At 60.8% G+C, this 12804-nt stretch carries 13 protein-coding genes; 8 read left to right on the top strand and 5 right to left on the bottom strand.

What is annotated here, in order from left to right:
* Window positions 1-75 precede the first annotated feature (75 nt).
* Genes sS8_RS05915 through sS8_RS05905 form a run of 3 tightly spaced genes read right to left on the bottom strand, consistent with a single transcriptional unit; the run spans window position 76 to window position 1451 of the window.
* Entirely contained in the window at window positions 76-450 is a 375-nt protein-coding gene (locus tag sS8_RS05915) for a helix-turn-helix transcriptional regulator (protein ID WP_119628833.1), read from the bottom strand.
* 26 nt (window positions 451-476) lie between these two features.
* Window positions 477-890 (bottom strand): ferritin-like domain-containing protein, encoded by a 414-nt coding sequence (locus tag sS8_RS05910; protein ID WP_119632636.1) that lies wholly within the window; start codon window positions 888-890, stop codon window positions 477-479.
* Between the two features lie 60 nt (window positions 891-950).
* Window positions 951-1451 carry a DUF1269 domain-containing protein gene (locus sS8_RS05905; RefSeq protein ID WP_119632635.1) on the bottom strand — a complete coding sequence of 167 codons (501 nt, stop codon included), beginning with the start codon at window positions 1449-1451 and terminating at the stop codon, window positions 951-953.
* A gap of 142 nt (window positions 1452-1593) precedes the next feature.
* Here sS8_RS05905 and feoB point away from each other — a divergent pair, with 142 nt between their 5' ends.
* From feoB to sS8_RS05875, 6 genes are all read left to right on the top strand, one after another.
* Window positions 1594-4122 (top strand): Fe(2+) transporter permease subunit FeoB, encoded by a 2529-nt coding sequence (gene feoB, locus sS8_RS05900; RefSeq protein ID WP_119628832.1) that lies wholly within the window; start codon window positions 1594-1596, stop codon window positions 4120-4122.
* A gap of 64 nt (window positions 4123-4186) precedes the next feature.
* Window positions 4187-4372 (top strand): hypothetical protein, encoded by a 186-nt coding sequence (locus tag sS8_RS05895; RefSeq protein WP_119628831.1) that lies wholly within the window; start codon window positions 4187-4189, stop codon window positions 4370-4372.
* Window positions 4373-4589: 217 nt separating this feature from the next.
* Window positions 4590-5996 carry an MBL fold metallo-hydrolase gene (locus sS8_RS05890; protein WP_119628830.1) on the top strand — a complete coding sequence of 469 codons (1407 nt, stop codon included), beginning with the start codon at window positions 4590-4592 and terminating at the stop codon, window positions 5994-5996.
* Between the two features lie 242 nt (window positions 5997-6238).
* Window positions 6239-7462, top strand: a complete 1224-nt coding sequence (locus sS8_RS05885) for a glutaredoxin family protein (RefSeq protein ID WP_119628829.1) — start codon at window positions 6239-6241, stop codon at window positions 7460-7462.
* Window positions 7463-7488: 26 nt separating this feature from the next.
* On the top strand, window positions 7489-7926 hold the full coding sequence (locus tag sS8_RS05880; protein ID WP_119628828.1) for a YkvA family protein: 438 nt from the start codon (window positions 7489-7491) through the stop codon (window positions 7924-7926).
* Window positions 7919-8821 (top strand): ZIP family metal transporter, encoded by a 903-nt coding sequence (locus sS8_RS05875; RefSeq protein WP_232020533.1) that lies wholly within the window; start codon window positions 7919-7921, stop codon window positions 8819-8821. Before sS8_RS05880 ends, sS8_RS05875 begins: the two co-directional genes overlap by 8 nt.
* 205 nt (window positions 8822-9026) lie before the next feature.
* Here the strand turns inward: sS8_RS05875 and sS8_RS05870 are convergent, their stop codons facing one another.
* Window positions 9027-10013, bottom strand: coding sequence for a dihydroorotate dehydrogenase-like protein (locus sS8_RS05870; RefSeq protein WP_119628827.1), 987 nt, complete (start codon window positions 10011-10013; stop codon window positions 9027-9029).
* A gap of 13 nt (window positions 10014-10026) precedes the next feature.
* Window positions 10027-12030 carry a 2-oxoacid:acceptor oxidoreductase family protein gene (locus sS8_RS05865; RefSeq protein ID WP_232020532.1) on the bottom strand — a complete coding sequence of 668 codons (2004 nt, stop codon included), beginning with the start codon at window positions 12028-12030 and terminating at the stop codon, window positions 10027-10029.
* 106 nt (window positions 12031-12136) lie between these two features.
* On the opposite strand from sS8_RS05865, the gene tnpA reads away from it, so the two are divergent.
* Both tnpA and tnpB read left to right on the top strand, forming a co-directional pair.
* On the top strand, window positions 12137-12439 hold the full coding sequence (gene tnpA / locus sS8_RS05860) for an IS66 family insertion sequence element accessory protein TnpA (protein ID WP_119627851.1): 303 nt from the start codon (window positions 12137-12139) through the stop codon (window positions 12437-12439).
* Window positions 12439-12774, top strand: coding sequence for an IS66 family insertion sequence element accessory protein TnpB (tnpB, locus tag sS8_RS05855; RefSeq protein ID WP_119628826.1), 336 nt, complete (start codon window positions 12439-12441; stop codon window positions 12772-12774). Before tnpA ends, tnpB begins: the two co-directional genes overlap by 1 nt.
* Window positions 12775-12804: the final 30 nt, after the last annotated feature.

Genomic DNA, 12804 nt, shown 5'->3' with positions numbered 1-12804 from the left:
ATCCGATGGTTGCGGCCGGAGCGAGTCGGATGGCGGCTTTCGCCGAGCTGATCGAAACTGCCGCAGTGCCGCCGTTCAGGCTTTGGTGATGATTTGTTCCAGGTGCACGCCTAATGCCCGGGCAACACGACTGAGCTTGTCGATCCGACAGGTCGGCCGTCCACGCTCCAGGAGAGCGAGAAACGCTACCGTTATCTCCGCTCGATCGGCCAATGCCTCTTGTGTCAGGCCGCGGAACTCGCGCCAGACGCGAATCGCGTTTTCTCCGGCCGAAAGCCGTGCCGCCAACTCGGCGGGCAGTCGTTCTCCCCCCGGAGCAGAGCGTTCCTCGGCCGGCAGATCCGAGGCCATGTCCACGGCCAACTCGGCCAGTTCCACGAGCGACAAATAATCGTCGTACGGGATCATCGCCCACTTGGTGTCGTCCTTTTCGATGAATTGCACGTCCATTCCGGGTCTCCTGAACAGCAGTCTCGCTATGATTCGATTGGACGCCTCCTTTGAAGGCAGCGTTCGAAGGCGGGCAGATGGCGATCTCGGGAGGCGGATTGAAGATTTTCCAACACTCGGCGAACGTCGGGTTCCGGGGTGGCCTTAAGCAGGCGTTCATACATTGCCATATTCTCTTTCTCGGCCTCGACCGCGCTCCGGCAAGCCTGCTCCACCGTTTCCGGCGCCCTGACTCGGCCCGGCCAGAGGTCTTCGGGTAAGGGAATGTCATAGCGCTCGAACAGCGAGAGCAGTGCTGCCGCATGCCGATCCTCGGCTTCGACGATGTTCACGAACGGCCGTATCGGACCGAAGTTTTCGATGACTTTTCGGTAGGTGGCGCGCGCTTTGTACTCGTCATCGAGCGCTTCGTTCAATCTATCCTTTAAGTTCGAAGTCACGGATATCTCCAAGAGTGGTTCGGGCGGGGAACACCCGGTAATAGGCGCCCGTAGATCAGGCTACGGGAACGTGTGGGGATCGGTTCCCTCGCACTCGGCTTCGGGATGGTGTTTCTTGATGATGGTCTCAACTTCCTCGACGCGATCGCGCGGCACATCGATCATTAACAGGAATTCGCCCTTTTCCATGGCTTCCTGAAATTGCTCGATCCGCCGGTTGCCGATGCTGCTGCCGACCATGCTCGACATCAAGCCTCCGACTCCCGCGCCTGCCAGGGTAATCGCGAACAATGCTCCGCCTCCCAGGACCAGACCGGTGGGTAAGGAAATCGCAACCAGTCCGGCCAGAAGTCCGGTGGCGCCGCCAAGCGCCATACCCTGTTCCAGGGCAGGGAGAAAATCGGTCTTTTGCAGGAAAGTGGCTTCCGGCAGGTCTTCCAGAGGCGTGCCGCGCTTGGCCAGTACATGGATGTGGCGCTCCTCGACGCGGGCCAGCAGCAGTTCGTCCACGATTTTTTTGGTGATCTCGATAGTCGGTACCAAAAAATAGATGCGTCGCATATTTCGACTCCGTTTCTGAAAATGTTTCTTGGATACATCGCGGTAAGCGAACGACGACTCCAGTTTGAACCTTGCGGTAACGAGTCGCAAGCTTCTGCCGGCTAACAAATTAGACTCGATCTCAAGAAGGACGTTACACATTATGAGCACAAGATTGCACGATCTCGCGGCCGGTGAGAAGGGCCGCATCGTGGGGTTCGAGGGCGGCAACCCGGTATACCGGCAAAAGCTTCTGGCCATGGGATTGACGCCGGACACGGAGTTTACCGTCATCCGCTTCGCCCCCTTGGGCGATCCGATCGAAATTCATGTCCGGGGATTCGACCTCAGCCTGCGCCGGCAAGAAATCGACTGCCTCAAGGTCGAGCGCATTGCGGACGAGGCCACGGCGGCAGTCGAAGCCGAAGAGGCATCGGCCGATTTCACCATCGCCGTGGTCGGAAATCCCAACAGCGGCAAGACGACGATCTTCAACGGTCTGACCGGCGCCCGGCAGCGGGTCGGCAACTGGCCGGGCGTCACCGTGGAGAAGAAGACCGGCCATTTTTCGTTCCGGAACCGCCACATCGACGTCGTGGACCTGCCGGGCCTGTATTCGCTCGATGTCCGGGAGGAATCGGTTTCCCTGGACGAGCAGATCGCCCGGGATTACATCCTGTCGGGGCAAACCGATTTGGTCGTCGACATCGTCGATGCCTCGAACCTGGAACGGAACCTCTATCTCACGGTGCAGCTACTCGAGATGAAGGTGCCGCTTCTGGTGATGCTCAACATGATGGACATCCTCGAGCAGCGGGGCGCCGAACTGGACGCGGCAAGACTGTCGGAACGGCTCGGCACGCTGGCCGTCCCGGTCATAGGCACAAGATCGGAGGCCATCGAGCCGGTCAAACCGATCGTTCTCCGGCTGGCCTCCGAGCAGACCTCCCCACGGGTGACGCTCACCTATCCCGACGTGGTCGAGCAAGCCATCGCCCGTCTCCTGCCCGGCATCGAGAGGATCGCGCCGGACCAGAACGACCGCTGGCTGGCTCTAAAGCTTTTGGAGGGCGATGCCTGGGCTGCCGAACGGACGGACCGCGAAACGCGAAAGCTGGTGCCGCAACAAAGAAAGCTCATCGAAGAGCTCACTGGCGAGGGACCCGATCTCTTGATCGCGGACAGCCGTTATCGCTTCATTCGTACCTTGATCCAGGAAACGCTCACGGAGGCGACTTCGGCCCGAAAGCCGGTCACCGATGCCCTTGACCGCATCGTGCTCAACCGCTGGTTGGGACTGCCGATCTTTCTCGGCGTCATGTACCTGATGTTCTTCTTCGCGATACAGCTCGGCAGGGCGTTCAAGCCTTTTTTCAATCTTTCCGCACAAACCCTGTTCGTCGACGGTTTCGCAGCTATGCTTACCCGTTTGGGAGTCCCGGAGTGGGGAACGGCCCTGCTCGCGGGCGGTCTCGGCAACGGCGTACGCGAGGTCATCGCATTTATCCCGATCATTGCGTTCCTATACATTTTCATATCCCTGCTGGAAGACTCCGGCTACATGACGCGCGCCGCGTTCGTCATGGATCGCTTCATGGGAATTCTGGGTTTGCCGGGTAAATCCTTTATTCCCATGGTGGTGGGTTTCGGCTGCAATGTGCCGGCGGTGATGGCGTGCCGTACGCTGGAACGACCGCGCGACCGGATTCTGACCATACTCATGATACCTTTCCTGTCCTGCGGCGCTCGACTGCCGGTGTATGTGCTCTTTTCCGAGGCATTCTTCCCGCAACAGGCGCATATCGTGATCTTCGGTCTTTATCTCACCGGCATCGCTTTCGCGATTCTGACCGGCCTGATCATGAAAAACACACTGCTTCGGCAAAAGGCCTCGTTTCATATCCTGGAAATGCCCCCGTACCACACACCTCGCGTCACGAACGTTTGGCTGAACACCTGGCAGAGGGTCAAAGCCTTTATCTTTAAAGCCGGCAAGTTTATCGTACCAATGGTCATGCTCATCCAGATACTGAACAGCGTCGGGGCGGACGGGACTTTCCCGAATCGAAACGTCGACCGTTCGGTGCTGAGCGCGGCGGGTCGTACGCTGACCCCGGCGTTCGGACCGATGGGCATCGACGAGGAGAACTGGCCGGCCACCGTGGCCTTGTTCACCGGAGTCCTGCACAAGGTCGTGGTGATCGGGACGCTGGAAGCGATCTACACTCAAGCGGACCGGCCGCGACCGTCGATGGGCGAATTCGATCTGGCGGGCAGGCTTCGAAACGCGGCCGCCACCGTTCCCGCCAATCTGGCCAAGTTACTCGGTATCGACAGCGCCCGGAATAGGGCCGTTCCCAAGACTCTGTTCGTCACCGAGATGAAGGAGCGTTTCGTCGGCCCGCCCGCGGCTCTCGCCTATTTGCTGTTCGTGCTGTTGTATTTCCCCTGCATCGTCACCACCGTTTCCGTTTATCGGGAAGCGGGACGGCGCTGGGCCTTGTTCCTGATGTTCTGGACGACCGGCTTGGCCTATATGACCGCCACAGCGTTCTATCAAGCCGCTACCTATCCGCAGCATCCGGCCTCGTCGGTGTTCTGGCTGAGTGGCTTTTCGGCGTTGTTCGTAATCGTGATTTGGCTGTTCCATCGTTGGGGAGACCGAGAGGCGAGTCCGCATACGCCGGTTTGAGACGCGTTGCCACGCTCGGATTTTGATGGCGAACTTTTCTACATGCAAACCAAGGATTAACGGCGTGAAACGAATCGGCATCAAAGCGAAACTTCTAGTCGGTTTCGTTTTGCTCGAGATCATCGACATCTTTCCATTTCCGATCACCACATTGGTGGCTGTTTATATCGTCTTGAGGAAGCCCCTCTGGTTTAAACGACTGGTTATGGAGCTTTACGAAACGGCCGAGGAACCGAGCAGGAACCGTTGAGTACCAGCAAGTGATTGCCGGCTTCACCCAAGCGGTGAAATTGGTAGAAGGGACGACGGTCGGAATCCATGCGGCGCTTCTACGCCATCCAAGCGGTCAACTGCCGTTTCCAGGTTTAAAGGAGCGATATGTCCGTCAGCGACGAACTGACCGGGATCATTGTCCCGGTCGGTCGTGTCCAAGGAAATGCATTACGCCAATCCAGGAGGAGGCTTCCATGTTCTTCAAGCAGTTCTATCTCGGCTGTCTCGCCCACGCGTCTTACCTTATCGGCGATGAAGAGACGAAAACCGCGGTCGTCGTCGATCCCCAGCGCGATATCGAGCAATATCTGGAGGAGGCGCGCCGGGAAGGTTTCGAGATTCGCCATGTGTTCCTGACCCACTTTCATGCCGATTTCATCGCGGGCCACCTGGAACTCCGGGATCGCGTCGATGCCAAGATCCATTTGGGCGCGCGGGCGGATGCCGAATTCGCGTTCATTCCCCATCCGGACAGCGACGCCGTGGAGTTCGGCCAGGTGCGCCTGAAGGTCCTGGAAACGCCCGGCCATACGCCGGAAGGGATCTCGATCGTGGTTTACGATCTGGCCAAGAGCGCGGAAATTCCCTATGCCGTGCTGACAGGGGATACGCTCTTCATCGGCGATGTGGGGCGTCCGGATCTTTTGGCCTCGTTCGGCGTTTCGGCCGAAGACCTGGCCGCGATGCTTTACGATTCTCTGCACGAAAAGTTGTTGTCCTTGCCGGACGAAACCCTGGTTTATCCGGCGCACGGCGCGGGCTCGATGTGCGGGAAGAGTCTCAGCACCGATCTTTTCTCCACCATGGGGGCGCAGCGCCAGTACAACTATGCTCTCAAGCCCATGAGTAAGGAGGACTTCATCCGCCTGGTCACTGCCGGCCAGCCGGAAGCGCCGAAATATTTTTCCCATGACGCCGTACTCAACCGCAAGGAGCGCGCTACGTTAGAAGAAACTTTGGCGACGGAGTTGAAACCGCTCTCGCTCGAGCGGGTCCTGGAAATGAAACAGGCCGGCGCGCAGCTTTTGGACGTACGCGAGACGGCGGATTTCGCCGGCGCTCATCTGGCGGACAGCATCAACATCGGTCTCGGTGGACCGTATGCCACGTGGGCGGGAACCCTGCTCGAGCGCACCCGTCCCATCGTACTCATCGCCGAACCCGGCCTCGAACAGGAAGCCGCGATGCGCCTCGGCCGAATCGGTTTCGACAATGTCGCGGGATATCTCGAAGGGGGCATGGCGGCGCTGGAGCAGCGTCCGGATCTCATTCGGCGGACAGACCGCATCGCCGCTCCGACCCTGGGCGAAAGACTGGCATCGGCGCAGCCGCCCCTGGTTCTCGATGTGCGCACGGAGAACGAATGGCAGCAGAAACGCATCGGCGACAGCCTTAATATCCCGCTGAACGGGCTGGCGGAGCGCAGCGGCGAACTGCCCCGCGACCGTCCCATCGTGGTCCATTGCGGCACCGGCTACCGCTCGTCCATCGCCACCAGCTTGCTGGAAGGGCAGGGATTCGACAATACGATCGATCTCGTGGGCGGTTTTAACGCGTGGGAGAAATGTTGTCCCAAGGAAATTGCCGGAGGCGCGGGTTAGACCGCTTTGCGGGTTGCCGTCGGGCTTGCCCCAGGCGTAGTCGGCAAGGGATTGCCGACCGTGCTGCCCGTGCCGCTAAACTATGGTGCCCCCTAATCGCGCCGTCTCCCTTGAAGGTCCTGCGGCCTTGTTCCTGGTCCGCCGTCCTCGAAAATTTCGCGCCTGCCGGTTGACTCGTCGTATAGTTCAGGTGAACGACGTCCCGAATCCACCTACAAACCATTTCAGGAGACGGCGCGACGATGCGATACGGCAGAAACTCGATATACCAGCCTTACCTCGTGTTCTTCTGGCTGTTCTGCGCCGCCGGATACACGAATGCCGAGATACCCGACGAGCTGAAAATAGATGTTTATTTCTTTTGGAAAGACGGCTGTCCCCACTGTCAGCGCGAGAAGGAATTCCTCAGGCGGTGGGCGGGAGAGGACGAGAGCATTCGTATACATTATCTGGAAATCAGCCGCGAAACCGGCAATTACGACGTTTTTGCGGGGTTGGTGCGATATTTCGGAATCGAGCGGCCGGGGGTGCCTCTAACCGTGGTCGGGGAGACATTCTTCGATGGATACAACGACGATTCCACGACCGGCGCGGAAATCAGATCCGCTGCCCGAGCCTGTCAGCAGGTCCTCTGCAAAGATCTCGTGTGGCCGCTCCTGACCGGGGAAGCAAAACTACCGGCCCACGACTTGTCGCGGCCGGTCGCGAAAACGCCGGAAGTACTGAAACTGCCGATATTCGGCGAAGTGACCATCGCAAAAGTCTCTCTTCCTTTATTGACCCTGATGCTCGCCGCTGTGGACGGATTCAACCCGTGCGCCATGTGGACCCTGCTGTTCCTGATCAGTCTGCTGGTGGGATTGCGCAACCGGTTTCGGATGTGGGTGCTCGGCAGCGCGTTCATCGTCGCCTCGGCTGCGGTTTACTACTTGTTCATGGCGGCCTGGCTGAATCTGCTGCTTTTCTTCGGCATGCTGCTTTGGATTCGTGCCCTGGTCGGAATGCTCGCCCTGGGCGGCGGCGCTTATTACCTTTACGAATATTTCGCGAATCCCGAAGCCATCTGCAAGGTGACTGCTCCCGAATCCCGGCAGCGAATTTTCCAGCGGCTGCGCTCTCTTGCGAGCGAGCAGCGTTTCCTGCTCGCGCTCTCGGGTATCGTCCTGCTCGCCGTCGCGGTGAATCTGGTGGAACTAATCTGCTCAGCCGGCATCCCGGCCGTCTATACTCAGGTGCTCGCGTTGAGCGAGCTGCCGACATGGCAATACCATGCTTATCTCGGTCTTTATATCCTGGTGTTCATGCTGGACGACCTCTTCGTGTTTTTCGTCGCCATGCAAACTTTGCGGGTAACAGGACTGACCGGCGCTTACGTGCGGCATGCCCATGCCATCGGCGGCGCGGTGCTGATCGTGATCGGGTTGCTGCTACTGTTCAGGCCGGAATGGCTTGCTTTTTCGGTGTAAGCCGATAACCACATGGAGATGGACCTATGCCGGAGAACCGTGAGCACGACCAGCTGAACAAAGCGTTCTTCGAGCGAAACGGTGCAAAAATCACCCCGCGGTATTTCGACCGGATCATCGAGAAGACCAGGGAGATCGAGGACAAGGTCAAGACGATTCCCCCGTTGCATAAAGTCTGGCTGGATATCCTCCTGTGCCTGGAATTGATCCGGGATTACCGATCCGGGACGTACCGTGATATCGCGCCCTGGGCGATCGCCGCCGTGGCTTTCGGCCTCCTGTACCTGGTCAATCCGGTAGAACTGATCCCGGACCTGATCCCGGTGGTCGGCTACCTGGACGATGTGGCCGTCATGGCGCTGATTCTGAAACTCGTGAAGGCTGAACTCGAAAAATACGCGGCCTGGCGAAAGGCCAGAGCCGAGTACGAGGAAGCTCTTTCCAAGCTGTTCGGCGGTGAGTGACCCGGTTGGCTGCCTGTCCGCGCTGGGCGACGGCTGGAACCTATCCGCCCCCGGCGTGTGTGTCGATGGCGGCGCTACGGCCGCTTCCAACTGGTTTGCCGAACGGCCGCATGTTTTGCAGGCCTTTCTGGCCTCGCTGTTTACGTGGGGAATGACTGCACTTGGCGCCGCCCTGGTGTTTTTTGCGAAACGAGTGAACCAAAAGCAGCTCGACGCCATGTTGGGATTTTCGGCGGGCGTGATGTTGGCCGCCAGTTATTGGTCGCTGCTTGCGCCCGCGATCGATCTGTCCGAGGGCTATGGCCGCTTTGCCTGGTTCCCGGCGGCGATGGGATTCGCGCTCGGCGCCTTGGCGCTGAGTCTGTCCGATAGGCTCATGCCTCACTTTCAACTCGGTGCGGCGATGCAGGCGGAAGAGGGCGCCGTCACGACCTGGCGGCGCACCATGTTGCTGGTGCTCGCCATCACCCTGCATAACATTCCCGAGGGGCTGGCCGTGGGCGTGGCCTTCGGCGCCGTGGCCTGCGATCCGGGGACCGCCGGTCCCGGCGCCGCCGTTGCTCTAGCCATCGGCATCGGTTTGCAGAACTTTCCGGAGGGCGCGGCGGTGGCCATGCCCCTGCGCCGTGTCGGCTGGCCGCGGTTCCGCAGCTTCTGGTACGGGCAGCTGTCGGCCGTGGTCGAACCCGTCGCCGCCGTGGTTGGTGCCGCTGCCGTAACGGTGTGCTTTCCCATCATGCCCTATGCGCTCGCCTTCGCCGCCGGAGCCATGATCTATGTGGTTATTGCAGCAGTGATCCCCGAATCGCGGCAGCGGGGCAATACCAATGTCGCCACGCTGGGCGCCATCCTGGGCTTCATCGTTATGTTGATTCTGGACGTGGCCTTGGCCTGAACAGGATTAAGAAGGATCTCGCCCGTCACCGCGTCGATCACGAAATAAGCATTTCCGCCTCTCTTGCCGATGTTGGTCCTGATCTCGAACCGCTTCGAGTCACCGAACCAGCCGACGCGATACACGACCTCCAGAGGTTCCACGAATCGCCAGCCGTTCTCCTCAGCCCGCTTGCGGGCAATCTCAATGGCAGTCTCACGGTTTATCAATAGCTTTCCAGTATCTTGATGTAATTGGCGCGTTCGAAGGCTCCCGGATTCGCCACGTTGGCGCGGCTCATGATGCCGCGCATGGGTTCCAGCGATTGAAACCCGCGCTGCTCCATCCAGTCCCTCAAACCGTCCACCAGCGTGCCGGCATAGTCCGGACCATTGCGCAGCAGGGCGGAGGCGACCATCACCACGTCCGCGCCGGCGAGGAGATACTTGATGATTTCGACGGCGCTTTCCACGCCCCGCGTCGCCGCGAGCGAAGCCTTGATCCGGCCGCGCAGAAGCGCGATCCAGAGCAGGGGCAGGCGAAGCTCCCCGGCGTGACTGAGGGAGAGGGTCGGAGCGACCTCCAGGTTGACGATATCGAGATCGGGCTGATAGAAGCGGTTGAACAGGACCAGGGCATCGGCGCCCTCGGCATCGAACTGCTGGGCGATATGGCCGAAGGCGCTGAAGAAAGGGCTCAGCTTCAGTGCCACCGGGATGGAGACGGCTTGCTTGACCATCCGCAGGATGTCCAGGTAGCGCTGCTCGACCTCGCGCCCGGACACATCCAGGCCCGCTTCGATGCCGTAGATATTGAGCTCCAGGGCTTTGGCGCCGGCCTCCTGCAGTTGCCGGGCGTATTCGATCCAGCCCTCGCCGGTCGCACAGTTGAGGCTGGCGATGACCGGAATGTCCACGGCCTCGGCGGCGCGCTGGACCAGGCTCAGATAGCTGTCCGGGCCGACACGGAAATCGCCCACGTCGGGGAAGTAGCTCAGCGACTCGGCATAACTTTCCGACGGGTGATCCATCAGCTGAACGAACGCCATCCTTTCCTGGCGGATCTGCTCCTCGAACAGCGAGAACAGGACCACCGCCGAGACCCCGCCGTCCTCCAGCCGGCGAATGCCGTCCAGCGTCTCGGAAAGCGGCGAGGCCGAGGCGACCACGGGATGATCGAGCTCCAGTCCCATATAGCGTGTCTTCAGATCCATGCGGGCTCCCCTGTTACGGAAGGTCGACGCTGGCGTCGGGATGAAAGCGGCTGCCGGCGCGGCTGGCCATTTCCTCGTAAATGTCCCATTTTTGATCGACCACCTGCTGCGCCATCCCCATCAGGCGTTCGAAGTTCCGTGGATTGGTATGGCTCAGCATCTTAAAGCGCAGCTCGTTGTAGGCATACTCCTTGAATCGGATGCGCGGACGCGCCGAATCCAGCACGAACGGATTCCGGTCCGACCGGCGCAGCGCCGGGTTGTACCGGATCAAGGGCCAATAGCCGCTGGCGACGGCCAGATCCTGCTGGTGCATGCCGTGTTGCAGATTGTAGCCGTGGGCGATGCAATGGCTGTAGGCGAGGATCAGGGAAGGACCGGGATAGGCTTCCGCCTCGCGGAAGGCGAGCAGGGTCTGCTGCGGGTTCGCCCCCATGGCGACGCGCGCCACATAGACATTGCCGTAGGCGATCGCCTGCAGGGCCAGGTCCTTCTTGGCGACGGTCTTGCCGGCCGCCGCGAATTTGGCCACGGCGCCGAGCGGCGTCGCCTTGGACATCTGCCCGCCGGTGTTGGAATACACCTCGGTGTCCAGCACCAGCGCGTTGACGTCGCGGCCCGAGGCCAGCACATGGTCGAGGCCCCCCGAGCCGATGTCGTAAGCCCAGCCGTCTCCGCCGACGATCCAAATACTGCGCCGCACCAGTTGGTCGACCACCGACAGAAGATCCTTCGCCTTGTCGTCGGTCCGTTTCAGCAGCATGGTCTTGAGCTTGGCAACGCGCTCGCGCTGGGCGCGGATCTGCGACTCGGTGAGCTGCGGCGCGGCCAGGATTTCGTCCACCAATTCGGGATCTAGCGAATCTTTCAGCTCGCGGGCGAGCCGCTGCGCCAGAGCCAAGTGCTGATCGGCGGTAAGGCGAAAGCCGAAGCCGAATTCGGCATTGTCCTCGAACAGCGAGTTCGACCAGGCGGGGCCGTTTCCTTCGGCATTCACGGTCCAGGGCGTGGTCGGAAGATTGCCGCCGTAAATGGAGGAGCAGCCGGTGGCGTTGGCGACGATCAGGCGACCGCCGAAGAGTTGCGACAGCAGCCGAACGTAGGGCGTCTCGCCGCAGCCCGCGCAGGCGCCGGGAAATTCGAACAAGGGTTCGAGAAACTGCGCGCCGCGCACCGACGAGAAATCGACCCGGGCGCGGTCGTTCACCGGAATGGTTTCGAAGAAGCGGATATTCGCCTTCTGCGGTTCCTGTATCGGGTCCTTGGGCCGCATGTTGATGGCCTTGACGCCGCTCCGGGTGAGGCTCTTGGCCGGGCAGACCTCGACGCACAGGCCGCAGCCCGTGCAATCCTCGACATAGACCTGCAAGGTATAGCGGGTTTCGGGAAAACCGTAGGCGGTGACCGGCGCCGACCGAAAGGTTTCGGGTGCGTTCTCGAGCCGGGATTCGTGGTAGAACTTGGCGCGGATGACGCTGTGCGGACAGACGAAGCCGCAGTTGCCGCACTGGATGCAGATATCGGGCTCCCACACGGGCACGGATTGCGCGATGTTGCGCTTCTCCCACCGGGTGGTGCCCGACGGGAAGGTGCCGTCCGCCGGCATCAGGCTCACCGGCAGTTCGTCGCCCCGGTCGGCCATCATCATCGCCGTGACCCGGCGCACGAAATCGGGCGCCTCCTCGGAAACCACCGGCGGGCGCTTGAGGGTGCCGGTCGCCTGGTCCGGGACTTTCACCTCGTGCAGGGCGGAAAGGGTTCGATCGACCGCCTCGTAGTTCTTCCGCACGATCTCCTCGCCCTTCTTGCCGTAGGTCTTCTTGATCGCTTCCTTGATCTTGGCGATCGCCTGATCGCGCGGCAAAACGCCGGACAGGGCGAAGAAGCAGGTCTGCATGATGGTGTTGGTGCGTCCGCCCATGCCGGTTTCCAGGGCGACCCCGGAAGCGTCGATCACATAGAGCTTCAGCGCCTTGTCGATGATCTGCCGCTGAACCTCGTGGGCAGCCGGTCCCATACGTCGTCCGGGCCGTGCGGGCTGTTGGTAAGCGTCCGGCTGTCCGCATAATTCCCACCGATTAGCGCCTGAGTCACAGTATCGCCATATTCCCGAAGAGGAGGAGATGGCGATGACGAAACAAGAACGAGAGATGCATTGGCGGGTCCTGCTGGAGCAACAGGCAGGGAGTGGGTTGTCGGTGCGCGCTTGGTGTGCGCGCGAGGCGGTCAGCTATGCGGCGTTCATCTACTGGCGTCGACGCGTAGCGCAGCCAGCGGTGGTGGCGCCACTGACGTTGATGCGGGTAGATGGCGGTGAGACAGCAGTCGGTGGTCTGTGGTTGTCGGTGGGCGGGGTTCGCATCGAGGTGAAACCGGGGTTCGATGCCGGGTTGTTGAAGCAGGTGGTGGCCGCATTGGTCTCGTGATGCTGGCGACGATTCTGAGTGCGGCGGCGGTGTATGTGGTGGCCGAGCCGGTCGATTTGCGCAAGTCCATCGATGGTTTGGCGCTGGCGGTGGAGAGCAGTCTGGGGCATTCGCCGTTATCGGGTGCGGTGTTCGTGTTTTTCAACCGGGACAAGGTGAAGCTGTTGTGGTGGGATCGTCACGGTTTCTGGCTGGCCTACAAGCGGCTGGAGAAAGGCCGCTTCCGCAAGCCGGTTCAGGGGACGATTTCGCGCTCGGACCTGCTGCTGTTGCTGGAAGGCGTGGACCTGACGGTGGCCCGTTTCCGCGCGGTTCGCGCGGGTCGGGTCGGCTGAGTCGAAAGTGCCTGAAACCCGCATCAGAGC

Origin of the sequence: Methylocaldum marinum (assembly GCF_003584645.1) — a bacterium.
Classification (GTDB): domain Bacteria; phylum Pseudomonadota; class Gammaproteobacteria; order Methylococcales; family Methylococcaceae; genus Methylocaldum; species Methylocaldum marinum.
Note: the sequence above shows the minus strand (reverse complement) of the source record. Positions and strands in the feature narration are given on the sequence as shown.